Origin of the sequence: Micromonospora sp. KC213 (genome assembly GCF_004348325.1) — a bacterium.
Lineage (GTDB): Bacteria > Actinomycetota > Actinomycetes > Mycobacteriales > Micromonosporaceae > Micromonospora.
This window is the reverse complement of record NZ_SMKF01000027.1, coordinates 20,838-44,735: the sequence shown is the minus strand read 5'-3', so window position 1 is coordinate 44,735 and position 23,898 is coordinate 20,838. Positions and strand designations below refer to the sequence as shown.

Sequence of the window (23,898 nt, the reverse complement as noted above, 5' to 3'; positions counted from 1 at the left end):
GGCGGGGCTGGCGGCCAGACCTCCGGGGGCACGGCGGACGGGCGCTCACCGACCAGTTCGGCAAGCCGGGCCAGCCGTCGCCGGCCCGTGATGCGGAACGCCGGGCCGCCGGCCTCCGCCTCCAGCACGGCGACGGGCAGCCCCACGGCGGCCAGCGCCGACCGCACCGTCGGCCACCATTCCCGGTCGGTCCCGCTCAGCCCGAGCAGGAATCCCGTGGGGTCGGGCGTACCCGCGCCGGCGAGCCAGAGCCGCAGCCGCCGGCCGTTGAGGTGGAAGCCGGCGGGGGGCCGCTTGCGCCCGTGGCCGGCCAGCCAGGCCGTGGCCAGCGGCGCCAGGGTCCGGACGTACGACGTTCGGACCGCGAACCGCGGCGGCGCTGCGGGTTCGCCCACCGCCTGCTCCCCAATCGACTCCCAGCTCGCGGCGAGCCCGCGCGCCCGCAGCTCGGCGACGAGCACGTGCACCCGCCAGGCGGCGTCGACCGTGATCGACAGCCGGGCGGTGCGCCCCATCCGGACCACCTCGCCGGGACCGGCGAGCAGGCCGGCCAGGTCGGCGACCGACGGGTCCGCGGCCTCGGTGCCGAACAGCGAGAGCTGGCGCACCGGTCGGGGGGTGGGGTCGGCAGGGGTCAGCGACACTCCGGGACCTCGTCGAAGGCCTGTTTGAGCTCTTCCGAGTCGAGTCGGCTGGTGTCCAGCGCACTCTCGTCGTACTCCTTGGTCAGGGTCTCGACCGTGGCCCTGACGCCGTCGTAGAAGGCGGCCGGCTCGGTGGTGCCGAGCCCGTCGATGGTGTCCCGGGCCCGGCCGTACGCGTCCCGCACCTTCTCCAGGGTGGTCCGAAAACCTTGGGAGATCTCCTCCCCGTGCTCGGTCTCCGGCACCCCGGCGGCGGCGACCTGGCGGCGGGCGGTCTCGCTCGCCTGCGCCGCGCCGGCGAAGAGCCGCACCAGGTTCTCCTTGGCCTGAGCCGGGGTGGTCTGCGCGGTCATCTGCTGCTTGGTGCTGCTGGTCAGCTTGTTGATCTCGGCCCGCCACGGGGTGAGTGCCTCGCAGACCGAGGCGGCCCAGACCCGGGGGCTGGGCCCGCCACCGCAGCCGGTGACGACGAGTACGAGCGTGGCCAGGACCACCGTGATCCTTCCGGCGGCTGCCGCCCGGCACGTACGCATGCAAGGCAGCGTACGGCCTCGCGGGAAACGCGCCACCGGTCAGGCGGACGGTCCCCGGTCGACGTGGTCGACCGGGGACCGTTGCCTACCGAGGATCAGGCCTTGACCGTGGCGCGTTCGTGGTTGCCCGCGTCGGTGCCGGTCCCGCCGCCGGAGGAGGAGTCCATGGCGACGCCCTTGCGCTTGCTGAACACCACCGCTGCGACGACGACCAGGGTCGCGACCACCGCGATGGCCACCCGCAGCGGGGTGTTGCGCTCGTCGCCGACGCTGTACGCCACCACGGCCGGCGCGATCAGCAGCGAGACCAGGTTCATCACCTTGATCAGCGGGTTGATCGCCGGGCCGGCGGTGTCCTTGAACGGGTCGCCGACGGTGTCACCGATGACGGTGGCGGCGTGCGCCTCGGAGCCCTTGCCGCCGTACGCGCCGTCCTCGACGAGTTTCTTGGCGTTGTCCCAGGCGCCACCGGAGTTGGCCAGGAAGACCGCCATCAGGGTGCCCGCCCCGATCGCCCCGGCCAGGTACGACGCCAGCGCGCCCGGCCCGAGGCCGAACCCGACCGCGATCGGGGCGAGGATGGCGAGCAGACCGGGGGTCATCAGCTCCCGCTGGGCGTCCCGGGTGCAGATGTCGACGACCTTGCCGTACTCCGGGCGCTGGGTGCCGTCCATGATGCCGGGCAGTTCGCGGAACTGCCGGCGGACCTCCATCACCACCGCGCCGGCCGAACGGGACACCGCGTTGATGGCCAGCCCGGAGAAGAGGAAGACCACCGCCGCGCCGATGATCAGGCCGACCAGGTTGCGCGGGTTGGCCACGTTCAGCGAGTTGAGGATCTCGGTGCCGACGTCGCCGACCCCGGCGGTGGCATACGAGCTGCGCAGCGTGTCGGTGTACGACCCGAACAGTGCGGTGGCGGCGAGCACGGCGGTGGCGATGGCGATGCCCTTGGTGATCGCCTTGGTGGTGTTGCCGACCGCGTCCAGTTCGGTGAGGATGCGCGCGCCGTTCTCGTCGATGTCGCCGGACATCTCGGCCACGCCCTGGGCGTTGTCGGAGATCGGGCCGAAGGTGTCCATCGCCACGATCACGCCGACGGTGGTGAGCAGGCCGGTGCCGGCCAGCGCCACCGCGAACAGCGAGAGCGTGATGGAGCTGCCGCCGAGCAGGAACGCGCCGAAGACACCGGCGCCGATGAGCAGCGCCGAGTAGACCGCCGACTCCAGGCCGACGCTGATGCCGGCGAGGATGACGGTGGCCGGGCCGGTCTGCGAGCTGGCGCCGATGTCCTGCACCGGACGCCGGTTGGTCTCGGTGAAGTAGCCGGTCAGCGCCTGGATAGCGGCGGCCAGCACGATACCGATGACGACCGCGCCGATGGCCACCAGACGCGGGTTCTCGTCGACGCCGGTGAGGCCGCCCTCCAGTTCGGCGAAGGTGGCCGGGAGATAGAGGAAGGCGGCGACGGCGACCAGCACCGCGGAGAGGACCGCGGAGAGGTAGAAGGCGCGGTTGATGGCGGTCAGGCCGTTGCGGTCCGAGGCGCGCAGCCGGGTGATGAAGACCCCGACGATGGCGATGAGCACCCCGATGGTGGAGATGATCAGCGGGAAGACCAGACCGGCCTCGCCGAACGCGGCGCGGCCGAGGATCAGAGCGGCGACCAGGGTGACCGCGTACGACTCGAAGAGGTCGGCGGCCATGCCGGCGCAGTCGCCGACGTTGTCGCCGACGTTGTCGGCGATGGTGGCGGCGTTGCGGGGGTCGTCCTCGGGGATGCCCTGCTCGACCTTGCCGACCAGGTCGGCACCGACGTCGGCGGCCTTGGTGAAGATGCCGCCGCCGACCCGCATGAACATGGCCAGCAGGGCGGCGCCGAAGCCGAAGCCCTCCAGCACGGTCGGGGCGTCCCCCTCGAACAGGATGACGACCAGCGCGGCGCCGAGGAGGCCGAGGCCGACGGTGAGGAAGCCGACCACGCCGCCGGTGCGGAAGGCGATCTTCATGGCGGCCTCGCGCCCGCCCTGCGCCTCGCGCGCCGCGGCGGCGACGCGGAGGTTGGCGCGGGTGGCCAGCCACATGCCGGCCCCGCCGATGAACGCGCTGAACAGGGCACCGACCACGAAGAACGCCGAACGGCCGATCTTCACCGCGACCTCGCTGCCGTCGGTGTCGTGCACCGGCAGCAGGAAGAGGAGTACGACGGCGATGACGACGAAGATCGCCAGCGTCCTGAACTGCCGGAGCAGGTACGCGGAGGCCCCCTCCTGTACCGCTCCGGAGATTTCCTGCATGTTGGTGGTGCCCTTACCGGCTGCCAGCACGGCCTTGGTCAAGGCCGCGGCGAAGACGAGGGCCACCGCGGCGATGACCGCCGCGATGACGACGTACGTCAGGTTCGCTCCGGTGAGGGACAGCGCGCCGCCTTCGGGGGCGGCCATGGTCCCGGACATCTGTGTCCTCCTGTACCGACACGGTCGCGCCGGCCAGTGGACGTCTGCCCGGCGCCTGGATGCGGTTGCGCACGCGCGCCAACCCGCCCCGACGGACCATGATCAACGTCCATATCCGCTGGTTGCGGGAGGGCTCACGTGCTGACAACCCACAGACTGTAGCCCTGCCTAGTGTTGGAGGTCACAACCGGGGCACACCGTGTCCTGATGATATTTCTAACTGTGTTATGAGAAAAAATCTGATATGGGAGCCCAGAGACGCGACGAGGCCGCGACCACGTGGGGTCACGACCTCGTACGGGAAAGTGAAGGTCAGCGACCGACCGGCCACACCATCCGGACCTCGGTGCCGACCCCCTCGTCCACCGGACGGACCTGAAGATCCTCGACGAAGCCGGCGAGCAGGGCGAACCCGACGCCCGTGGTGAGTGCCTCGTCGGTGAGCGACTCGTTGGCCAGTTCGTCGGCGTTCAACGCGGCCAGGCCGATGCCCGCCTCGATCGGCGCCCGGTCCACCACACGCACCTGGTACGCCCCGGAGTCGGACATCTCCACCAGCACCGGATCGGGCAGTCCGTACTGTCGGTGCAGCGCCACAGCGCGGGTGCACGCCTCACCGATGGCCAGACGCACCTCGTCGAGCAGATCCTCGCGCACCCCGGCCCGGCGGGCCACCGCGACCCCCACCAGGCGGGCCGTACGCACGTGCACCGGAGCCGGCGAGAAGGAGAGCCGGACCGTGGCCATCACGCGCCGGCGCCGCTCGGATCGGCCGCGATCGCCGCCTCGATCGTCGGGTGCAACGGAAAGACCTGGTCCAAGGCGGTGATCCGGAAGATCTTGAGCAGCGGCTCCTTGTCGCAGACCAGAGCGAACGATCCGTTCGCCGAGCGGAGCCGCTTGAGGGCACCGACCAGCACCCCCAGGCCGGTGGAATCGAGGAAGTCGACCCGGCCGAGATCGACGATCACCTGCCGGGCGCCACCGTCGATCAGTTCGAGGAGCCGTTCGCGCAGCCGAGGTGCGGTGTAGACGTCCACCTCACCGCCGACCTCAAGCACCGTGTGCTCCCCCACGGTGCGGGTCGCCAGCGACAGCTCCATCAGTCCTCCTCCGAGAGTCGTAAACTCTCCTGGGCATCTAACCATCCCCGCCGGGCCGACCTCCGGTCACCGGCGGCGGCTCCTCCTTACCCATCCCCCCGGTCGTTCACCACCCGAACACCCTCATGAAAGTGCAGGACGTGAACCCCGCAGCCACCGCATCGGCAGGACCCGGCCCCGGTCGCCGGCAGCCGGCGGCGCCCGGGGAACTGCTGGGCCGGTTGCGCGCCCGCCACCACGGCACCGATCCGGTCACCCACGTCGAACGGGTTCCGGCCCGGCCGGGCGAGCCGGCGCCCTGGCCGCGGTGGACCCCCGAGCCGCTGCGGGCGGCGTTCGCCGGGCGCGGCGTGGTCGCCCCCTGGCGGCACCAGGCCGAGGCCGCCGAGCTGGCGTACGCCGGAAACCACGTGGTGGTGGCCACCGGGACGGCGTCCGGCAAGTCGCTGGCGTACCAACTGCCGGCACTGGCCACGCTGCTCGCCGACCCCCGGGCCACCGTGCTGTACCTGGCCCCGACCAAGGCGCTCGCCGCCGACCAGCTGCGCGCCGTCGCCGACCTGGGCCTCGACGGGGTACGCCCGGCCACCTACGACGGGGACACCCCGCGCGCCGAACGGGAGTGGATCCGCCGGCACGCCCGGTTCGTGCTGACCAACCCGGACATGCTGCACCACGGCATCCTCCCCGGGCACGCGCGGTGGTCCGGCTTCCTGCGCCGGTTGGCGTACGTGGTGGTCGACGAGTGCCACACCTACCGGGGCGTGTTCGGCTCGCACGTCGCGCACGTCCTGCGCCGACTCCGCCGGCAGTGCGCGCGCTTTCGTGGTACGCCGGTCTTCGTCCTCGCCTCGGCCACCTCGGGTGACCCGGCGACGGCCGCCGGGCGGCTCACCGGGCTGCCGGTGGTCGCCGTCACCGAGGACACCTCGCCGCGCGGCGGGGTGACCTTCGCGCTCTGGGAGCCGCCGCTGCTGCCGGCCGCCGCCACGCCCGCCCCCGACGCCGATCTGCTCCAGGTCCGCCGGTCGGCGCTGCGGGAGACCGCGGACCTGCTCGCCGACACCGTCGCCGAGGGGGTACGCACGCTCGCCTTCGTCCGCTCCCGGCGCGGCGCGGAGGTGGTGGCGGCCAACGCCCGACGCGCACTCGACGAGGCGGTGCCCGGACTGGGCGACCGGGTGGCCGCCTACCGGGCCGGTTACCTGCGCGAGGAGCGGCGCGAGCTGGAACGGGCCCTGCTGCACGGCGAACTGCTCGGTCTCGCCTCCACCAACGCCCTGGAACTCGGCGTCGACCTGGTCGGACTGGACGCGGTGCTGATCTGTGGCTGGCCCGGCACGCGGGCCTCGCTCTGGCAGCAGGCCGGGCGGGCCGGACGCTCCGGCGACGAGGCCCTGGCGGTGCTGGTGGCCCGGGACGATCCGCTCGACACCTACCTGGTGCACCACCCGGAGGCGCTGTTCGGGCGGCCCGTCGAGGCGACCGTGCTCGACCCGGCCAACCCGTACGTGCTCGCCCCGCAGCTCGCCTGCGCCGCCGCCGAAGCCCCGCTCACCCCGGCCGACCTGGAACTTTTCGGCGACGGGGCGAAGGAGGCGGTCGACTCCCTGGTCACGGCCGGCGCGCTGCGGCAGCGCCCGACCGGGTGGTACTGGCGGCACCGGGAACGGCCCGAGGTGGACCTACGCGGCTCCGACGGCGCTCCGGTCTGCGTGGTCGAGGCGTCGACCGGGCGGCTGCTCGGCACCGTGGACGCCGGCTCGTCGCACGTCCTCGTCCACCCCGGGGCGGTCTACCTGCACCAGGGCGTCTCGTACGTGGTCGACGCCCTCGACCTGGCCGACGGGTGCGCGCTGGTGCACGCCGAGGAGCCGGACTGGTCCACCCACGCCCGGGACGTCACCTCGCTGTCGGTGGTGTCGGTCCGCTCGTACCTCGACGCCGGACCGGTGGGGCTCTTCCTCGGCGAGGTGGACGTGACCAACCAGGTGGTCTCGTACCAGCGACGGCGGATCGCCTCCGGCGAGGTGATCGACACCCGCCCGCTGGACCTGCCGGCGCGGGAACTGCGCACCGTCGCGGTGTGGTTCACCGTGTCGCCGCGGTCGCTGGCTCTAGCCGGCGTCGAGGCGGCCGACATCCCGGGCGCTTTGCACGCCGCCGAGCACGCCGCGATCGGGCTGCTCCCGCTGATGGCCACCTGCGACCGCTGGGACATCGGCGGCCTGTCCACCGCGGTGCACCCGGACACCGAAGCGCCGACCGTCTTCGTCTACGACGGCCACCCGGGCGGGGCGGGTTTCGCCGAACGCGCGTACCGGACGGCGGCGGCGTGGCTGCGCGCCACCCGGGACGCGATCGCCGAGTGTGGCTGCGAGGCCGGCTGCCCGTCCTGCGTGCAGTCGCCGAAGTGCGGCAACGGCAACAATCCGCTGTCCAAGCCGGACGCGGTCCGCGTCCTGGACGTGGTGCTCGGACACCTGCCCGCCCCGGCGGACGGCTCGGTGGGCGGTCCGGCGGGCGGCTCGGGGGCGTCGGTGCCGCGCCAGCCGATGCCGTAACCGCGCCTGCCGTCCCGGGCCGCGCACCCGGCCGCCCTGCTGTCTGCGTCCCGACCACGTTTTGTCTTCCGTCCGGCAGCGTCCTGGCCGTACCTGCTCTCCGGGGGCGGTTTCGCCGGTTGAGGGCTGGCCAACAGGTGGCCGGCGGGTCCGGGTTGTGGGAAGGGTGCATGAGGGGCAGAGCATGTGGGCAAGGAGATGGGAGCGCTTCCATTGATCGGATTCGCCGGTCAGGATCCGCCGACCTGTCGTCTTCTTGCCCGAGGAGAAGAAGCCATGGCCGACACGATCGCCGAGACCGTCGACCTGCTCTACAACATCGACCAGGACAACCTCACCCCTGACCAGCAGATCGCGTTGGGGGCCGCGATGGCAAACCTCGCCCAGGCCGAACGGCTGGAGCAGATCAACGAGCGCCTACGCACCATCCACCAGGTGCTCAACTCCTGGGCCATGAAGGTGACCGTCGACGGCGGACGCTGACCGGCGGGCTGCGCGATCCGACGCGGGGTGCCCCGACGGACGACGGACTCCTCGGTGCTGCCGTGGCGGCCGTCGTTCTGCGCGCCGGCGTGCGACACTCCGGCCACCCTTTGACAGGAGAAACTCCATGCAGCTCGACAGTTTGCAGGCACAGCACCGGTTCCACGTCCGGCAACGGATCCGGTTGATGGTCAACCAGTACGAGGTCCACGCCGTGGGCCCGGACGGCCAGGAGGGCGAACTGCTGGCATTCGCGCAACAGAAGCGGCTCGCCTTCAAGGAACAGGTGACCATCTACCGCGACGACTCCAAGCAGCAGCCGCTGCTCGGCTTCAAGGCCCGCCAGCGGGTCGACCTCGGCGCCACCTACGACGTCACCGACCACGCGGGCAACCCGCTCGGCCTGTTCCGCAAGGACTTCGCGCAGTCCCTGCTGCGCTCCACCTGGCACGTGGAGCAGCCCGGCCTGCCGCAGGTCACCGGCCAGGAGCGGAGCCTGCCGGTGGCGCTGCTGCGCCGGTTCGTCGACTCGCTCTCCTGGCTGCCGTACCACTTCGACTTTGTCGGCGGTGGTCAGCCGTTCTTCTCCGTGGTGAAGAAGTGGGGGCTGCGCGACCGGTACGTCGTCGAGGTGCAGAACCCGCAGATCGACCGCCGCCTGGTGATCGCGATGGCGATCGGTCTGGACGCCCTCCAGGCCCGCTGACCGTCGTCCGCCGGCCGGGTGCGGCTCACCCCGGTCGGCGCTCGGCTGGCCGGGTGATCGTTTGCAGCTCAGCGGCAGCAGGCCCGGCATGTCGAAATCACCCAGCCGCCACCGATCACGTCGCCGGTGCCGGGTGTGGTCGGCAGTCACACCCGGCGCCGATTGCTGACCGTCAGCGCCACCGGTCTCCGTCAGCCGCGCACCGGGCCGGCGCGAGCGATGGCGGTGGCCGCCCGGTGCAGGCCCGGCAGCGGGGTCACCGGTACCTCGACCGTCACCAGCGCGTCGAGCCCGTCCAGCCGGCAGCCGGTCAACCGGGCCCGGTTGGCGGCCGCCAACTCCTCGGCCGCGCGGCACGCCGGCCCGTGCCCGCCCGGTGCCTGCCCCGCCGCGGCCAACGCGGCGAAGTCGGCGGCCACCCGGGCCTGGTGCCGCGCCAGCCGGGCCGTGCCGATGGCCGCTCCGAAGGCTCCGACCAGCACGAACACCAATCCGAGGAAGAGCAGGCAGATGGTCGCGCCGCCCCGGTCGGCGGCGTCGCGCGACCGTACGCCCGGCACTGTCATGGCCGGCTCACCGGGGTGCCCGGCTCGACGGCGGCGACCGCGGTGGCCTCCACGGTGAGCCGGGGAAGTCGGGCACCGAGCGCCCGGACCGGAGCCCGGACGGTGACGGTGACCCGAGCCGCGTCGGCCGACACCGCGACCGTCGCGGCGGGTGGGGCGATCCGGGTGCCGGCCGTGCTGCCGTCCGAGCCGCGGGAAGCGGCGAGGGCCGCTTCCCGCGCCGCGTCCAGGCAGGCGGCTCTGGTGGTGACCGCCTCGACCGCGGTCACCCCGGTCAGCAGCAGCAGGAGCAGCGCCGGCAGGCCGGCCGCCAGCTCGGCGGTGAAGGATCCCCGGTCGCGACCGGCCCACCGGCGCGCGCTCACTTGAGCGCCCGGTCGATCACGGCGGTCAACGCGGACTGGACGTTGCCGGAGGTGAGGACCTTGAGCAGGATGCCAGCGAACGCCACCGCGGCGAGGGTGCCGACGGCGTACTCGGCGGTGTTCATGCCCGCGTCCCCGCGCAGCCGGCTGCGGATACGGGTACGGAGTCTGCGCACAGTGTGTCCCTTCTCGATGGGTTGTCAGAGCACGTCGCCGAGGACGGCGACGATCACCGGCACCAGGCCGGCGAGAATGAAGGCCGGCAGGAAGCACAGACCCAGCGGCAGGACGATCAGCACGCCCGCCCGACGCGCCGCTGCCTCGGCGGCGGTGGCGCGGTCGGCCCGCAGGTCGTCGGCGACCCGGGTCAGCGCCCCGGCGAGCGCGGACCCGCTGCGCGAGGAGCGCTGCGCGGCGGCCACCACGCGTTCCGCCCCCGGCACCGAGCCGAGGTGCGCCCACGCCTCCTGCGGCTCGCCGCCGAGCAGCAGCGTCCGGCCCACCCGACCGAGGCGGGCCGCCAGCGGGCCGCCGAGCGTGTCGGCCACGGCCAGCACCGCGCGGTCCACCGGAGCGCCGGCGCGCAGCGCCGCCGCCAGCAGATCGGCGGCCAGCGGCAGGTCAGCGACTTCGCGCAGCCGGCGCTCGCGGACCGCCGGTGGTTCGATGCGCCGCAGCAGTCGGTGTGCCGCCAGACCAACCAGCACTCCGGCCAGACATCCGGGCACGCCACCGACCAGCACCGCGACCGCCAGCCCGGCCAGCCCGGAGCCGAGCCGTACCGCGCCCCGCCACCGGCCCGTGTCGCCGGACAGCGTTCGCTCGACGGCAGCAGCCGGCGGATTCGTCGACCTGCCCGGTCTGCGCGTACCCGTGAGCAGGCCACGCAGCCGGCGGGCGGGCCGGACCGATGCCGGGAATACGGCCACCAGCAGCGCGGCCGCGGTCAGCAACGCGGCGGCGGTCATCGGCTGCCCGGTCGTCATCGGCCGTGCCCGTCGGACACCCGGCCCAGCCGTTCGGCCCAGAGCAGCCCGCCGGTCTGCAGGGCGGCTGCGGTCACCGCGCTGACCGCGCCGACGGGGGTGTGCAGCAGTACCGCCAGCGGGTCGGCGCCGATGCCGTAGCCGAGGCCGATCCCGCCGGCCGGAAGGGCGGCCAACAGCAGGGCGGTGGCCCGCGCACCGGCGGCCTGCGCGGTGGCGGCGGCGAGCCCCCGGTCCACCGCGCGGGCGTCCGCCTCGATGCGTTCCAGGAGTTCCGCCAGGGGCGCTCCGGTGCGGTCGGCCAGCCGCACGGCGGCCCGGGTCAGCCGGGCGAGGCGGTCCGGGCGGTCGTCCGGCTCGGGGACGGGCAGTCCCGCCCGCAGGTCGGCGGCGAGGCCGCAGAGCTGGTCCAGCCGACGCCGGTGGTCCCGGGCCGCGTGCCGGTCGGCCCGTCTCCGGAGTGCGGCCCGGGTACCGAGCACGCCGTAGCAGGCGAGGAGGACTCCGGCCACCGGGCCGGCGGTGGCCGTACCGGCTGCCGCACCGGCGACGCCGACCAGCAGCAGCGCCCGTCGTGGCCGGGCCATCAGCACCGTGACCAGCCCGAGCAGGGGGCTCATTCCGACCCCGCCGAGCCCGGCCACGGTTCGCAGAGGATCGGTGGGACCGCCACACCTCGATTCCGCAGCAGGGTGGCGAGTGCCCGGCCGGCCAACCCGACGCCCCGGCCCCGCATCCAGGCCGGCACGACGGTGACCAGCCGGTCGGGCCCTTCGGGCAGCAGCAGACAGATCGATTCCAGCACCCGGCCGGCGGAACCGCGACGCACCTGAAGAAGCACCTGCAACGCGGCGGCCACCTGGGCGTGCAGAGCCGCCCGGGGCAGCCCGCCGAGCAGCCCCAGCGCCTCCAGTCGGGCCGGCACGTCCGCCGGGGTGTTCGCGTGCAGCGTCCCCGCCCCGCCGTCGTGGCCGGTGTTGAGCGCGGCGAGCAGATCGACCACCTCCGCGCCCCGGCACTCCCCCACCACCAGCCGGTCGGGGCGCATCCGCAGCGCCTGCCGGACCAGCTCGCTGAGGCCGACCACGCCCGATCCCTCCACGTTGGCCGTACGCGCCTGCAGCCCCACCACGTGCGGGTGCCCGGGGTGCAGCTCGGCGGCGTCCTCGACCAGCACGATCCGCTCGGTCGGCGGGACCATCCCGAGCAGCGTGTTGAGCAGGGTGGTCTTGCCCGAGCCGGTGCCGCCGGTGACCAGGTACGCGAGCCGGGCCGCGACGACGGCGGCGAGCAGCGGGGCGACGGGACGGGGCACAGTGCCGTGGCGTACCAGCTCGTCGAGGGTGAACGGTCGCTGCCGGAAGGTACGCAGCGACAGGTAGGGGCCGTCGGTCGCCACCGGGGGCAGGACGGCGTGCAGCCGGGTGCCGTCCGGCAGCCGCGCGTCGGCGTACGGGCAACCGTCGTCCAGCCTGCGCCCGGCGGCCGCGGTGAGCCGCTGCGCCAGGCGTCGTACGTCGTCGACGGTGCCGATCGGCACCGCCACCTGACGCAGCCCGTCGCCCCGGTCGACCCAGACCCGTACCCCGTTGACCAGCACGTCCGTACTGGTTCGCAAACCACGGTCAGCCGTGCTGTCGGATCCCGACCAAGCGGCCTAGCAGCATTCGTAAAGGTCGATGGATAATATGGGACCGCCGCCGGAGTCCGAGGAGGGCGAGTCCACAGCGCTCCGACGGCGGCCTACTAGTGATATCGCTCTCGGCATGCTGCGCGTTACATATTTTCCTTGATCGTCGATCTTGACGCGCCAAACTCCCTCATTCGGCCGGAAATCAGGCGGTGGTCAGCTCCGTCCGATCTGCCGCATGTACCGGCCCCCGCACCCGCCCGCCGACCATCACCACCAGAACATGACCACCAAGCGGGATGTCCAACTGCTCTCGCTCAGCAGCGGTAGCTGGGCGGCTGATCACCGACGCTCCCCGCGGCACCGATACCCGCTTTCGTTCCTCGGCCACCCGCACGCGGGTACCGTAGCTGGGCTCGGTGACAATCAGCCCCTCGCCGCGTAGCACCGCCAGAGCCCGGCGGACCGTCTCCCGACTTACGCCGTGCTCCTGCTCCAGGCGCTTACTTGACGGCAGCAACTCACCCGGGCCGATCCGCCCCGACGCGATCTCCTCGCGCAGCAGGTCAGCGAGCTGCTGGTAGACAGCCCTCTCCGCCCGAAAGTCGATCATTAGCGCACGGTACGGACCTCACCTCCACATCGGACCCGGGGATCCTCGGTCCCCCGGTACCCCAGTTCGGCGCGCTCTCCCACGCCGATAGCCGGCCAGGGGTACCGTCGGCAGTGGCGGTGCCGTCGGGCTGTAGCGGACCGGCGGCCCGCCGCCCAGACCGCTACCTGGGAGAGTCGAGCATGGACCAGACCATCGGCGACCATCTGCGCCGTATCCGCACTACCTCTACCCTCACGCAGGATCAGCTGGCCGAGCGCGCTGGCGTCAGCGTCGAGACGATCCGCAAGCTGGAGCGCAACGACCGGACCAGCGCCCGCATGTCGACCCTGGAGAAGCTCGCCCGCGCGCTGCAGGTGGCCACCACCACGCTGATGGGGTCCGCTGCCCGGGCGCAGGCCATGCGTGAACCTGACGCCGCGCCGCTCGGCCTCGTCGACGTCCGCCGCGCGCTGACCCCGGTCGCCGGGCTGGACGGTCAGCCGGTCACCGGCGATGCCGAGAGTGAGCCGCCCACACCGGCGACCGTCCGGCGGGCCGTGCGGGCGGCGAACACCCTGTACCACTCCAACGACTACGCTGCCACCCTGTCGCTCGTGCCATCGCTGCTCGGCGAGGCCCGCACCCTCGTCGACGTCACGACCGGCGACGAGCAGCTGGCGGCGCACGCTCTCGCTTCGCAGGCCCACCAGCTTGCCGGCAGACTCCTGATCCAGCTGCGCCGCGTCGACCTGGCCCACGTTGCCCTCAGCGGCGCGCTGGACCACGCTCGGCGCAGCGGCGACCAGGTGGTGGGCGCAGGTGCCGTCGCGCCGATGTGCTGGCTGCTGCTGCGGCAGGCCCGATTCGCCGAGGCCGAGGCGCTCGCCGTGCGTACCGCCGACCAGGTCGAGCCGCGGCTGTCGCAGGCCACCCCGGAGCAGCTCGCCGCCTGGGGATTCCTGCTCATGAAGGGTGCGTCGGCAGCGGTCCGGGACGCCCGGCACGACGACGCGGAGCAGATGCTCGACCTGGCTGCAGCCGGCGCGCACCGGCTCGGCGGCCAGCCGAACCCGAACGCCGACGTCATGGGCAACGACTACAGCGCGGAGGGCGTGCAGCTGATGCGCGTCGAGTCGGCGGTCATCGCCGGCCAGCCGGATCAGGCGCTACGCCTGGCCCAGCAGATGGAGCGGTCGCCGCAGGTAACGCCGTCGTCTCGGCAGCGGCACCGCCTGGACGTGGCGTGGTCGCACGTGCAGACCGGCGCGTACGCCGACGCCACGGGGGTGCTCGTCGAGCTGGCCGATCGGGCGCCGGCGTGGCTGCGGCAGCAGCGGTACGCGCGGGAGATCGTGCAGTCCATCGCGGAGGGGCGGCGACGGACGATGAGCAGGGAGCTTGCCGATCTTGCGTCGCTGGTCGGCTGCACGCCGTGACTGGTACGTAGCGTACGAGTTGCGCTACCGCGTCGTGATTGCTGTACAGGGCGTACCTGGAAGATCGCCGATCTACACGCAACCCTAGCAGTGAGGGACCGGTTACCCAGCGCTCCCCCCGTGGTGCTGGGCAGCTGCACCCCTCAGCGGCGGTGCTACCCGACGCAATACGCGAAGTGCCGCTGCTCCACCGGAAGGGCAGGGGCGGCCGAGCCAACAGGGCCGGCCGCCTCGGTCCCGGGACGCGAGGAGCGACGATGATTTGGCCCTTTCGCTGGCGCCGTCGGCGGCACGCACAGATCGACCTCACCGGCCCAGCAACCCGCTACGGCCAGCGGGCCGGCGCCTACCCCGCCCCAGCCGCGCCCAGCTGGGACGGACCGACCCTCATCCCGACCGTGGCGCCGCTGATGACGCCCGGCCAACGCCACCGCACCCAGTGAGCCGCTTCGTCGAGGTCATGACCGTCCCCGACGTCGTCCAGGTCGCGTCATGGACCGTGCGAACCCACCAGTTGGCGGACTGCCAGCAGTGCGCCGCCGAGGGGTGCGAGCTGCTCGACTGGGCGCAGGGCATCCTCGCCGAGTTCCGCCTCGACCGAGCCGAACGACCTGCCATGGCGGTCTCATGGTGACGCCCGACGTGCCGCCCGGCACCCGGGTCGCGCTGCGATCCGGCCAGTGGATGACCCATCTCGGCGTTCTGGGCGCGATGGACGTCGACCTGCGAATCGTGCACGTTGGCGGCGAAGAGCACCCGCTGGGCCTGGTCTGGGTCCGCGCCCACGGCCTGGACTGCCGGCTGGAGAGCGTCGCGTGCGCCCGCGAGTGGTGCATCCGGGTGGCTGTGCTGCCGACCGCCCTCTACGACGCGCTCAACGAGTAGGCACCGGTGCGCTGGAGCCGAGCACCCCCGAGGGCCGCCGGTAAACTGGCCCGGCCCGTGAGCTGCCTGAATCCCCCGATCGGAGACCGTAGTGCAGACATCCCAGGCCCTGGACGTGATGGAGCAGCTGCTCCTCGCCGCCGAGCACCCGGACATCACCGCCGTCGAGCGGTACGGCCGGGACGCCCAGCCCGGCGGACAGTCTCCGGCCGGGGTCAAGGCCGTCCACCGGTCCGGGTCCGCCGCGATGCTGTGGGTGGCCGTGCCGCCGCGTGACGCCACGCCGGTACCGCTGCCCGCCGAGCCGCTCCCGCCGAAGTGGCGGGCCGCTCGTCTCCTCGTGCTCGCCCACCAGCTGCTCGACGTCGCCCGCCCGGACCAGTTCACGAAGTGGGAGCTGTGCCGTCAGGCCGGCGTTGAGTCGCCGGTCGCCGCGGCGCTCCGGCTCACCGGCCGCGACGGGTCGGTGGTGTACCTGCGCGCCACGGCGGCGTCCGGCTCGATGGCCGAGCCCGAGACCGACCCTCACCCGGACTACCGAATCCCCCAGGGAGTCCAGTCATGGCACCTCAAAGTTCCTGCTCCGTCTGCGGAGCCCGTGTCGGCGTAGCCCCCGGCAGCCCATGCCCGCCTCATCAGGCGATGGGTTCGCGTAGCCGCTGCTCCGGCTCCGGCCAGCCCACCATGTGACGAAGCCGCCCCCGACCAGCACGGTCGGGGGCGGCTTTGCGTCTGGGGTTACTACTACTCGCCGTGCACCTGGTGGCGGGCTTCCATCTCTCGGCGGACGTCGTCGGGGTGGCACTCGCGATGCCGTCCCGTGCCGGCTTTCACCCGGTAGCGCATCTTCGGCGGGTCTGCGGTGAGCATCCGGACGACGACGCTCTTGGACACGCCGATGACCAGGGCGGCGTCGGCGGGCCGTAGCCACTCGCCAGCGTCCAGCGCCTGTCTCAGGTCGTCAACGGTCCTCGGCATCGTGCCGATCGTAGCGGGCGTGTCGAGGGTCGCGGTGATCGACACTGCACCTCCCATCAACATGCCTAGTGTGTCTAACGTGTCTAGTGTGGCACACTGTTCGGCATGAAGCTGATCAGTCGGACCCGGCTCTCCCCGGCCGAGCTGGCCGAGGTCGAGCAGGCACGAATTCGCGCCGAGGACGAACGCCGCCGCCTGGCGCGGGTCGCCGCCCAGGAACAGGCCGACGCGGACCGGGCAGCCCGCCGCGCCGCAGAGCGTGAACGCGCCCGCGCGGAGAAGAAGGCCCGCAAAGCGAAGGCCAAGGCACGGACCCGGCGCCATGCTGCTCTGCGCCGGTGGGCCGACACTGCCCGGTACGTCGCGCCGCTGCTTCTGGTCAACCTCGCCGCAGTCGGTGGGCAGACCGCGTACGCCTTCACCCGCACCCCGGCCGCATGGCACCCAGCCGCCCGGATCGCGGTCGCCCTGGTCTACGCCGCGACCGTCGAGTCCATCAGCCTGTACGTGAACTGGCATGCCCACGACGCACTGCTCCAGAGCGCCACCGGCACGGCCGCCGAGATGCGCCGCCGCGCCTACCTCATCGCCGGCATCGTCGGCGCAATGAACTACAGCCACTTCGACGGCCCGAACTGGACGCCGACCCCGTTCGCCGTCGGCTCCGGCATGGCATCGCTGCTTTCCCCCTGGCTGTGGGGGCTGCACACCCGCCGCGCCCAACACGTGCAACTGCTCCGCAAGGACCTGCTCGACGAGACCGGCGCGGTGTTCGACCGCAAGCGCCGCAGGGCGTTCCCGATCCGCACATGGAAGGCAGAGCGGTGGAGCATCGAGCACAACGTCCGTGACCCGCGCGAGGCGTGGGCCGGGTACCACGCTCACCGGGATGCCCAGCGAGCCGCACGGGCGGGCAACCCGGGTAGCCGGTTGAAGGCCGCGTGGGCGGCGCTGCGCGGGCAGCTGCGTGCGCCTGCCGAGACGGTCGACGAGAGCGACCCGGGCATCCGGGAGTGCCGGAAGCTGGAGCGGGGGATCGCCGCGGCTCGTGTTGGGCTCGCGCCGCAGATGGCCCGAATCGCGCTGGCCGAGCGGGCGCTCGGCGTGTGGCCGCCCGCGGGTGCTCCGCTGCCCGCCATTCTGCCCGCGATCCGGCCGGCGGTGCCCGTGGCGGGCGCTGCGGACCCTGCCCGCAAAGTGCCCGCCGCCCCGGCTCCAGCGGGCGGCCCGGAGCTGCCCGCGCGGGCAGCCGCCCCGGTGCCCGCGACTACCCGACCGAAGCGGGCAACGGTGGCCGCGAAGGTCGGCCAGAAGCTGCGTCGGCGGGCACCCAAGCAGCCGACCGCGGGCACCGACGCGGAGCGCACGAGGGCGGCCTACGACGCCTACCTGGCCGAGCACGGCCGGGCGCCCTCTGACCGGAAGCTGGCCGCGCTGGCCGGTGTCGGGAAGACCTACGCCAACGAGTGGAAGAAGCAGAACGCCAAGTAGAACGCCCCGGGGCGCGGCTTACCGACCAAAGCAGCGCCGCGCCCCGGCCCTCCCCGGAAGGAAGGAACCTCATCATGCTCCCGGCTCACCACGTCTGCGGATACGTCCCCCCGGACTCGCCGCTGCGCGCTCTTGCCGGCCGCATCATCACCCTGCCCGCCTGCGGTCTCCAGCAGCTCGCCGAGCGCATCCGCGAACTGCGCCGGGCCGGCGTCCGCCCGTTCGTGCTCGCCGTGCCCCGGCCTGTGCAGTGGACCCGGATCGCCGTTGCCCTCACGGCCGGCGTCCTCGCCGAGCTGGTCGCCGCTCTGGCCGCCATCCTCGCCGGGCGCACCACCTCTGCCTGGGTCGCCGCGACCGCCATGGTGCTCCTCGGCGTCGCCCTGTTTCCCGTCCTGACGCACCTGGAGATGGACTGATGGCCTCACGCATCTACCGAGTGCACGTTTTCGATGCGGAGTACGAGGTGTTGCACCAGCGGGTCTTCACGCAGCAGCTCGACCTCGAGGGCCCGGGCGTCGACGGGATCCTCGACCGGCTCCTCCAGGCGCTCACCCGCGCGGCCCTGGCCGCCAACGAGCCGATGGACTCGCCGCGCCTGGAGATCCGGGATGCCCGCACCGGTACCAAGGTGCTCGACTGGACGGGGGCCTGACATGGCGCACACCATGTCCCCGACCGCCGTGGCCATCCTGCTGCTACTGGCCATCGTCGTCGACTACATGAGCATCGGCCCGAACTCCATCCGGGACCGCCTTGCGTTCATCATGGCGGTGCCGGCGGTCAAGGAGGGTTTCGACGGGTCGCCTGCCGACCAGAAGACGGTTGCCGCCCTCGGCGGTGTGGTCAAGAGCCTGCTTGACTCCACCGGCGGCGCGTACATCGCCGGAGCCAGCGTCAACACCGTCCTCGGCGTCGGCATCGGCCTCCTGTGGATCTACACCATCGGCTGCATGCTGCCCGTCAAGACGTCGAAGAAGCTCGGCCGGTTCGCCACCCTTACCTGGCCGCAGAGCCCGCTCTACCGGCTCAACGGGAAGATGTGGGCCGTCGCCATCCTGCTCGGCATGATGTCCGACCTGCCCAACGGCCTCATCGGCGACGCCACCCGCACCCTGCTCGACATCGTGACCGGCCTCGTCGCGCCCCTGCCCGCACTGCTGTTCGGAGCCGCCTGATGCTGACCACCACCATCGCCGCCGCTGCCGCCGACGAGCCGTCGCGTGGCTGGGGCGGCCCCATCGCCCTGGGCGTCGTCATCATCATCTACATCACCGGCGCCACCCTCCACGACTGGTACCGACGGTCGCGGGGACTCCCCTCCCCCACCGACGACGTTGACACCGACGCTGGTGTCAACGCGCAGGTCAGCGCGGTGTCTGACACCGATGACACTGACCGTGACACCGGCTGGTGGGGTCGGATTGTTGAGGTTGGTGGCCGACGGGTCCGGGCGGCTGAGACCCGTCTGTTGGAGGTTCGTGACGCCGAGGTGGACCTCGACCTGGACGGCACCGAGCCGGAGGAGCCGGAGACGATCGAGGACGTGATCGGCACGATGCTGGACCGTGGCCATGCGTACGCCGAGATCGTCCGCTTGGTCATGGAGGAGTTCGAGGTGTCCGAGGCGACCGCCAAGCGGCGGATCCGGGACGTGCGGGCCGAGCGGATCGCCGCGGCGAGCTGACCCCGGACAGCACGAAGCGCCCCCGCCCGGCCGAAGCCGAGCGGGGGCGCAGTCGTTGAGGGCCTTCGCTCCGGCACCGGATCGGAGCGAAGGGTGGTGCTCATCGTGGGCGGGCCGCGCATTACCCAGCACTCGCGCCCGAAGGCGGCCGGCGGTGCAACCCCGGAACCTCCACCGAAGCGGAGGGTGCGGCCCTATTGGGAGCTTGGACGGTGACCGGCCGGCCCGGACCGGCGGCACCGCGCCGCCGATTCTACCGGTCTCCGGCCACCAGGCTCGGCGATCCCGGCGTACCCCCGGCCGCCGACACGATCGACGTGAGCACCGACAGCACCGCCGCGCCGGCCGCGACTCCACCGGCGGTCGGCCAGTCGGCGTGCCAGGCGTTGAAGACGGCGTCGCCGCCCCAGAGGATCAGCAGCGCCTGGGCGCTGCTCTTCGCGGCTCGCTCGCCGGCGGCCATCCAGAATCGCTTGGTGAACACGGGGGTACCTCCCTGGGTACGGTCGGGTGGTGCAGCTGTACGAGCGGACGCCAGACGGGCAGCTGGCGGAGATCCCGCAGCCATGCCCCGCCGGGCACACGGACACCACCCCGGGATGGGGTGCGTGCCCGGTAGCCGGCTGCTGGGATATGGGCCGGCAATGGCGCTGCCGACGGGACGGGTGCGGGCAGGTGACGCAGCACCAGCACGAGCACCGGGCTCTGCGCCAGCCGGCAGCTGAAGGGGCTACTCGCCCCGGACGGTCTGCTCCACCCGATCGACCGCGTCCCTGAGCGACCCGCCGCCGTTGGGGCGCAGCTGCGCCTCGATCGCCGCCTGCCGAGCCTCGATCCGGGCGAGCCGCTCCGGCACCCCCGGACGGGCAGGCTGGCCCGGACGCGCCGGCTGGCCATACCAGTCGTCGAGCCAGTCGTCGATCCTGCGCAGCGTGCGGAGCATCCAGCGCCCCCCGAGGTAGACGGCAGTCACGATGGCGGTCAGCGCCCCGGCCAGGGCACCGAGCTGTAGGACGTGGTCCACGGGTGTATTACCCCCGTTCGGCGCGAGTCAGGCCGCGAGACGCCTGTTGAGTTCGTCGACGACCTGCTTGGCCATGGTCGGCGGGATCGCCGTAGCAATCGCCTCCGGGGTCAACTGTGCCAGCGCTGCAGCGGCGGCCTCAGCAGCGCCCTCGCGGGCCGCGTCGGCGATTTGCTCCAACTCGGCAGGCGAGATGCCGGCGGCCTCCGCGATGCGAGACAGCGCGCCACCGACCCACGCGCCAGAGCTGGCCGGACCGTTAATGAACACCCACGCCAGGTCGAGTTGCAGCTGCCGCAGCGACCGCTTCGGTTGGCCGGGCGTGGTCGCGAAGCCCAGGTTCGGGTCAAGCAGGGCGTTGCGGACGTCGCGCAGCCACTCGTGCTCTTCGGGAGTCAAGTCAGCCTCCGGAATCGGGGCCTTCAGGAGGCCGATGGTGGTCAGGTAGCGGCGGAACAGCGGGGTCTGGTCCCGGCCCGCCTTGGTCGAGTCGCGGAAGAACGAGAAGTGGGTGTGCCACAGGTGCGAGCTGTCGCCGGTCGACCGCCTGCCGAGCCGGTCCCACCGGCGGACCACCCTCCCGTCAGGGGAGTAGATGATCTCGCGGATGTCGCGGCTGTCCGGAGTGTCCGCCGCGCACTGGGCGACGCACCAGGTGGAGAAGCTCATCAGGTTGTGGGTGCGGCCACCCGCCCGGACGGAGAACGTGCCGACGTCCAGGGCCGAGGCGTGCAGGGTCAGGCCGGTGGAGTCCCGGGGGGACTCGACGACCGAGTAGTCGCCGGTCACCACCCGGTCCGAGCCGCAGTGGTAGCCGCCCCGGTGCGCGGGGTCTCCCACGATCCCGACCTCGGCCGAGGCCAGGCCGTGCGGACCGAGCCCGCCCAGCAGCAAACGGCGGACGGCCAGCAAGTTGTCGGGCGCGGACGTCATGCCGCCATGCCCGGGTCGACGTCCAGGCGCTGCTCCGACACCAGCTCAGCACGAGCCACCCCGAGATCTGGACTGGCCTGCAAAGCGGCCATGAGCTTGCCGTAGAAGGTGTGAATCTCCTCGTTGCTGATCACCGTCCCGGCCGGGACGGGGAGCGGCACGTCGATGACCACCTGGGTGTCCGTACCAACCTCCACGACCGTCACGGTCAACTTCACGGGGAAGGTGCGGCTCTCACCGGGCATGGACATGGATGCGCTCCTCTACGGGTGCAGAAGAATGGACAGGGCGGTGTGCTTGGCGTTCAGCCGCACGTTGCTGACCGAGGGCGTCACGGAGGCGCGGAGGCCGAAAAAGTGCGACCCTGCCGCCAGGAAGAACGGCCAGTGCGACGGATTGGTGGCGCGGGCGTCGGTCACGTTGCCCGGATCGAAGATGGCCTGCGGAGCGCCAGTGGGCACAGCACCATCGATCGTCAGGTCGACAGTGGCCGCGGTAACCGCCCCAGACGAGGTGAGCTGGAAATCGCCGGTCCAGACGGCCAGACCCACCATGCCGCCCTCCGGCACAACCACAGACATGGTGCTCGGCGCGTAGCCCGGGGTGACGTTGGTCAGGGTGAGATCCGTGGCCGTACCCGTCAGGGTGTAGAGCGACGCCAGCTGAAGCTGGAAAGCGATCGGGTTGAGCCTCGACGGCGTGAGGAGGTCGCCGGCAGCAGTCGTCATCGGGCACCCTTTCGCATCACAGTGGAACGACGGCCGGCGACCACACCTGTACCGGTGTGCCAGCCTGCCAAGATCGGGACACGCCGTTGACCGCCCGGGCGGTGACGGTGGCGGCCTGTGGGCTCGACGTGCCGGTAATGGCCGACACGGTGACCCGTTCGCCGCCGATGAGCAGGTCGAGGGGGAACGCGGACGCCTTCGTGGTCCACAGGCCGCCGGCCGCCGTGGAGGTGAGGGACAGCGACATCGCGCCGGCGGTGATGTCGGTGGCGAGCGTCGACCCGGCCGCGGCGGCGCGATGCGGGCCGCTTGCGGTGGCGACTAGCCATGGCGCGGCCGGCTCCACGTTCATCGTGGCCCGCCACGACCGACGGCCGCGGTACACCTCCGTCGCGCCCACCACCAATTGGTCAACCGTGCCGGGCGGGTTCTGCTCCGGCGGGTTGATTACCTGAACCCGGCTGCCTGACTTGCAGGCACACCACGCTGCCGCGAGTCCCCGGCTGGAGGACAGGGTGATGGTGACGGCCGGGTAGCGGGGCTCCTGAACTGTGGACAGGCGCAGCCGCCAGCCGGCGTGGTCGGGCAGAGGATGATCCGAGGCCAGGTTGAGCGTGACGGAGTCTTCAATCTCCCCCTGGAGGATGATCGACTCCTCGTCGGCGGCTACTGCTGAGCTGCCGTCGATCCGCTCGACCGTCCACTTGTTGCGCAGCATCTGGTCGTCGTCGACCGGTTCAAACGGTGTCCCCAGCTCGCCGGCAGCGGCGTCGATGGTCAACGCGACCGGTTGGTTGTATCGGGCTGTCCTCGGGAGGTAGCCGAGCCCGAAGCCATCCTCGTACAGGAGGCCCGCATCGGCGGCCTCACACCCCTGATACAGGTCCAACGCTGTTCCGGGCCGCTGCAAGCCCATCATCACCTCGTCTCCCGGATCCGCCGCCGCCATGGCCAAGGGGACGCCGTCCTCGGCGGCCAGCCGGGCTAGCCGCTCGGTGGCCGGTTCGCCGGTCGCCGCGGCCCCGCTCGCGATGCTCGACCAGCCGTATCCGAACAAGGCGAGAACCACGGGCCCGTCGCGCAGGTCCACGGCCGTAAGACTGTGCCCAGCCCACACCGCGATGTGCCCCATCGGGGTAGGCACCGCCGCGGTCGACGCCGTGGGGTTGACCACTACCTGGGCGACGCCGGCGAGGGTGCCGGCCACCGACCCGGACCCCTTGTAGCCGCTCACCGAATCCCAGTTGAACCCGACCTGGATGTTGCCGCCGGACTGCCACACCGCCAGGTTGTGCGAGAACATCGACAGAACCAACGACGAGTTGTCCACGACGATGACCCAGGTTCCCGCGCTGTTTCGGGCGTGGACCTGGGTGCGGGCGGTGGTCGTCACGACCAGCCGCCACGCCGAGTGGGTGCCGCCCGGGGTGGCAATCTCCACCAGCACCAGATCGGTCGCCCGCGTGTCGGGGATGTCGGCGCAGACGGCCACCGTCCAGGCGGTCGCGGTGGCGACCGTGACGGTCGCTGGTACGGCCGCAGTCATCGTCGCGCCACCGGACACGTCAACCAGGCCGGCAGTGCCATAGTCGACGCTGTAACCCTGGGAGTTCTTCCAGCTCTCGATCGGCGCGAACTCGTACACGCCGACGATCGTCAGGGGTGGGTGGTCCGGGAACGCGGAGGCTGCCTGGCCGGAGGCGGGGCCGTCCTCGGCCGGCCAGTAGGCGAGGGTGCCGGTGGCGGGAATGGTGCGGCGTAGTGATGACTTCGCCGGAGGGTTGCCACGGCCAAGGCGGCAGAGCACGCCGACCGCCTCGATGCGGGCGACGGCCATCTTCTCTGACCGTCCAGGCCAAGTCAGCGGCCACTTCCGCACGAAGCCGCTGAACCTGTTACGCCACCCCGCCCCGTCGCCGAGGTCGATGTCGAACTCGATGGGCGTCCACCTGCGGACATGCGGCCAGTACGGCGACAGGGGGTTGTAGGCGGTGAAGCGGCCGTCGGTGTTCTTCAGGGTGAGGCCGAGGGTCGAGTACTCGGCCTGCCCTGCCCTCGACGACCGCCCCCAACTAACCGACACGTCGTCTGGCACATGCCACCAC

The 23,898-nt window shown here is 72.2% G+C and carries 30 protein-coding genes and 2 pseudogenes; 13 read left to right on the top strand and 19 right to left on the bottom strand.

Features of this window, described 5'->3' with window-relative positions; translation table 11 throughout:
- From E1166_RS09210 to E1166_RS09190, 5 genes are all read right to left on the bottom strand, one after another.
- The coding region (locus E1166_RS09210) for a hypothetical protein (RefSeq protein WP_132337526.1) at positions 1 to 644 on the bottom strand (644 nt) is incomplete at its 3' end.
- Positions 635 to 1,177, bottom strand: a complete 543-nt coding sequence (locus E1166_RS09205) for a hypothetical protein (protein ID WP_132265959.1) — start codon at positions 1,175 to 1,177, stop codon at positions 635 to 637. The genes E1166_RS09210 and E1166_RS09205, both read right to left, overlap by 10 nt.
- 95 nt (positions 1,178 to 1,272) lie before the next feature.
- Positions 1,273 to 3,633 carry a sodium-translocating pyrophosphatase gene (locus E1166_RS09200; RefSeq protein ID WP_132337524.1) on the bottom strand — a complete coding sequence of 787 codons (2,361 nt, stop codon included), beginning with the start codon at positions 3,631 to 3,633 and terminating at the stop codon, positions 1,273 to 1,275.
- 312 nt (positions 3,634 to 3,945) lie between these two features.
- Positions 3,946 to 4,383 carry an ATP-binding protein gene (locus E1166_RS09195; RefSeq protein ID WP_088977081.1) on the bottom strand — a complete coding sequence of 146 codons (438 nt, stop codon included), beginning with the start codon at positions 4,381 to 4,383 and terminating at the stop codon, positions 3,946 to 3,948.
- Complete coding sequence (locus E1166_RS09190) at positions 4,380 to 4,736, bottom strand: STAS domain-containing protein (RefSeq protein ID WP_132265951.1); 357 nt, start codon at positions 4,734 to 4,736, stop codon at positions 4,380 to 4,382. Before E1166_RS09190 ends, E1166_RS09195 begins: the two co-directional genes overlap by 4 nt.
- A gap of 140 nt (positions 4,737 to 4,876) precedes the next feature.
- On the opposite strand from E1166_RS09190, the gene E1166_RS09185 reads away from it, so the two are divergent.
- The 3 genes from E1166_RS09185 (at position 4,877) to E1166_RS09175 (ending at position 8,489) form a co-directional block, all read left to right on the top strand.
- Positions 4,877 to 7,300, top strand: coding sequence for a DEAD/DEAH box helicase (locus E1166_RS09185; protein ID WP_243710257.1), 2,424 nt, complete (start codon positions 4,877 to 4,879; stop codon positions 7,298 to 7,300).
- Between the two features lie 276 nt (positions 7,301 to 7,576).
- Positions 7,577 to 7,783, top strand: a complete 207-nt coding sequence (locus tag E1166_RS09180; protein WP_132265949.1) for a hypothetical protein — start codon at positions 7,577 to 7,579, stop codon at positions 7,781 to 7,783.
- 127 nt (positions 7,784 to 7,910) lie between these two features.
- Positions 7,911 to 8,489, top strand: a complete 579-nt coding sequence (locus tag E1166_RS09175) for a hypothetical protein (protein WP_132265946.1) — start codon at positions 7,911 to 7,913, stop codon at positions 8,487 to 8,489.
- Positions 8,490 to 8,680: 191 nt separating this feature from the next.
- Here the strand turns inward: E1166_RS09175 and E1166_RS09170 are convergent, their stop codons facing one another.
- From E1166_RS09170 to E1166_RS09140, 7 genes and pseudogenes are all read right to left on the bottom strand, one after another.
- Positions 8,681 to 9,055 carry an Rv3654c family TadE-like protein gene (locus tag E1166_RS09170; RefSeq protein ID WP_132337522.1) on the bottom strand — a complete coding sequence of 125 codons (375 nt, stop codon included), beginning with the start codon at positions 9,053 to 9,055 and terminating at the stop codon, positions 8,681 to 8,683.
- Positions 9,052 to 9,420 (bottom strand): TadE family type IV pilus minor pilin, encoded by a 369-nt coding sequence (locus E1166_RS09165; protein ID WP_132337520.1) that lies wholly within the window; start codon positions 9,418 to 9,420, stop codon positions 9,052 to 9,054. The genes E1166_RS09170 and E1166_RS09165 overlap by 4 nt, the downstream gene beginning before the upstream one ends.
- A complete protein-coding gene (locus E1166_RS09160) occupies positions 9,417 to 9,545 on the bottom strand; it encodes a DUF4244 domain-containing protein (protein ID WP_208418639.1) in 129 nt (42 codons plus the stop codon). Before E1166_RS09160 ends, E1166_RS09165 begins: the two co-directional genes overlap by 4 nt.
- Before the next feature lie 75 nt (positions 9,546 to 9,620).
- The gene (locus tag E1166_RS09155) at positions 9,621 to 10,388 is read right to left on the bottom strand and encodes a type II secretion system F family protein (RefSeq protein ID WP_347813015.1); all 768 of its coding nucleotides are present in this window, start codon (positions 10,386 to 10,388) and stop codon (positions 9,621 to 9,623) included.
- Positions 10,389 to 10,402: 14 nt separating this feature from the next.
- Positions 10,403 to 10,996, bottom strand: a pseudogene (locus E1166_RS09150) (hypothetical protein); the annotation flags it as partial.
- 26 nt (positions 10,997 to 11,022) lie between these two features.
- Positions 11,023 to 12,018 (bottom strand): annotated as a pseudogene (locus tag E1166_RS09145) (TadA family conjugal transfer-associated ATPase); the annotation flags it as partial.
- A 223-nt stretch (positions 12,019 to 12,241) separates the two neighbouring features.
- Entirely contained in the window at positions 12,242 to 12,649 is a 408-nt protein-coding gene (locus E1166_RS09140; RefSeq protein ID WP_132337516.1) for a winged helix-turn-helix domain-containing protein, read from the bottom strand.
- Between the two features lie 182 nt (positions 12,650 to 12,831).
- Here E1166_RS09140 and E1166_RS09135 point away from each other — a divergent pair, with 182 nt between their 5' ends.
- The 5 genes from E1166_RS09135 (at position 12,832) to E1166_RS09120 (ending at position 15,562) form a co-directional block, all read left to right on the top strand.
- The gene (locus E1166_RS09135) at positions 12,832 to 14,067 is read left to right on the top strand and encodes a helix-turn-helix transcriptional regulator (RefSeq protein WP_132337514.1); all 1,236 of its coding nucleotides are present in this window, start codon (positions 12,832 to 12,834) and stop codon (positions 14,065 to 14,067) included.
- 257 nt (positions 14,068 to 14,324) lie between these two features.
- Positions 14,325 to 14,510 (top strand): hypothetical protein, encoded by a 186-nt coding sequence (locus tag E1166_RS09130; protein WP_132337512.1) that lies wholly within the window; start codon positions 14,325 to 14,327, stop codon positions 14,508 to 14,510.
- 17 nt (positions 14,511 to 14,527) lie between these two features.
- On the top strand, positions 14,528 to 14,701 hold the full coding sequence (locus E1166_RS30835; protein WP_165944294.1) for a hypothetical protein: 174 nt from the start codon (positions 14,528 to 14,530) through the stop codon (positions 14,699 to 14,701).
- Entirely contained in the window at positions 14,695 to 14,952 is a 258-nt protein-coding gene (locus E1166_RS09125; protein WP_132337510.1) for a hypothetical protein, read from the top strand. The genes E1166_RS30835 and E1166_RS09125 overlap by 7 nt, the downstream gene beginning before the upstream one ends.
- Positions 14,953 to 15,043: 91 nt before the next feature.
- Positions 15,044 to 15,562 carry a hypothetical protein gene (locus tag E1166_RS09120; RefSeq protein WP_132337508.1) on the top strand — a complete coding sequence of 173 codons (519 nt, stop codon included), beginning with the start codon at positions 15,044 to 15,046 and terminating at the stop codon, positions 15,560 to 15,562.
- A 134-nt stretch (positions 15,563 to 15,696) separates the two neighbouring features.
- On the opposite strand, the gene E1166_RS09115 is transcribed toward E1166_RS09120, so the two are convergent.
- Positions 15,697 to 15,930 carry a hypothetical protein gene (locus E1166_RS09115; RefSeq protein WP_132337506.1) on the bottom strand — a complete coding sequence of 78 codons (234 nt, stop codon included), beginning with the start codon at positions 15,928 to 15,930 and terminating at the stop codon, positions 15,697 to 15,699.
- Positions 15,931 to 16,035: 105 nt separating this feature from the next.
- Here E1166_RS09115 and E1166_RS09110 point away from each other — a divergent pair, with 105 nt between their 5' ends.
- From E1166_RS09110 to E1166_RS09090, 5 genes are all read left to right on the top strand, one after another.
- Positions 16,036 to 17,421: a hypothetical protein gene (locus E1166_RS09110; protein WP_132337504.1), complete on the top strand. Its 1,386-nt coding sequence runs from the start codon at positions 16,036 to 16,038 to the stop codon at positions 17,419 to 17,421.
- Between the two features lie 74 nt (positions 17,422 to 17,495).
- Complete coding sequence (locus E1166_RS09105) at positions 17,496 to 17,840, top strand: hypothetical protein (RefSeq protein ID WP_132337502.1); 345 nt, start codon at positions 17,496 to 17,498, stop codon at positions 17,838 to 17,840.
- Positions 17,840 to 18,076, top strand: a complete 237-nt coding sequence (locus E1166_RS09100) for a hypothetical protein (RefSeq protein WP_132337500.1) — start codon at positions 17,840 to 17,842, stop codon at positions 18,074 to 18,076. Before E1166_RS09105 ends, E1166_RS09100 begins: the two co-directional genes overlap by 1 nt.
- Positions 18,077 to 18,089: 13 nt before the next feature.
- Positions 18,090 to 18,599, top strand: a complete 510-nt coding sequence (locus E1166_RS09095; RefSeq protein WP_207914119.1) for a hypothetical protein — start codon at positions 18,090 to 18,092, stop codon at positions 18,597 to 18,599.
- Positions 18,599 to 19,108, top strand: coding sequence for a hypothetical protein (locus E1166_RS09090; RefSeq protein WP_132337496.1), 510 nt, complete (start codon positions 18,599 to 18,601; stop codon positions 19,106 to 19,108). The genes E1166_RS09095 and E1166_RS09090 overlap by 1 nt, the downstream gene beginning before the upstream one ends.
- A 253-nt stretch (positions 19,109 to 19,361) precedes the next feature.
- Here the strand turns inward: E1166_RS09090 and E1166_RS09085 are convergent, their stop codons facing one another.
- The 6 genes from E1166_RS09085 to E1166_RS09060 form a co-directional block, all read right to left on the bottom strand.
- Positions 19,362 to 19,592, bottom strand: a complete 231-nt coding sequence (locus E1166_RS09085; RefSeq protein WP_207914117.1) for a holin — start codon at positions 19,590 to 19,592, stop codon at positions 19,362 to 19,364.
- A gap of 246 nt (positions 19,593 to 19,838) precedes the next feature.
- Positions 19,839 to 20,132 (bottom strand): hypothetical protein, encoded by a 294-nt coding sequence (locus E1166_RS09080; RefSeq protein WP_132337494.1) that lies wholly within the window; start codon positions 20,130 to 20,132, stop codon positions 19,839 to 19,841.
- Between the two features lie 27 nt (positions 20,133 to 20,159).
- Positions 20,160 to 21,065, bottom strand: a complete 906-nt coding sequence (locus tag E1166_RS09075; protein ID WP_132337492.1) for a hypothetical protein — start codon at positions 21,063 to 21,065, stop codon at positions 20,160 to 20,162.
- On the bottom strand, positions 21,062 to 21,316 hold the full coding sequence (locus E1166_RS09070) for a hypothetical protein (RefSeq protein WP_132337490.1): 255 nt from the start codon (positions 21,314 to 21,316) through the stop codon (positions 21,062 to 21,064). The genes E1166_RS09075 and E1166_RS09070 overlap by 4 nt, the downstream gene beginning before the upstream one ends.
- A gap of 12 nt (positions 21,317 to 21,328) precedes the next feature.
- Complete coding sequence (locus E1166_RS09065) at positions 21,329 to 21,793, bottom strand: hypothetical protein (protein ID WP_132337488.1); 465 nt, start codon at positions 21,791 to 21,793, stop codon at positions 21,329 to 21,331.
- A 16-nt stretch (positions 21,794 to 21,809) separates the two neighbouring features.
- A complete protein-coding gene (locus E1166_RS09060; RefSeq protein ID WP_132337486.1) occupies positions 21,810 to 23,888 on the bottom strand; it encodes a hypothetical protein in 2,079 nt (692 codons plus the stop codon).
- Positions 23,889 to 23,898 lie beyond the last annotated feature (10 nt).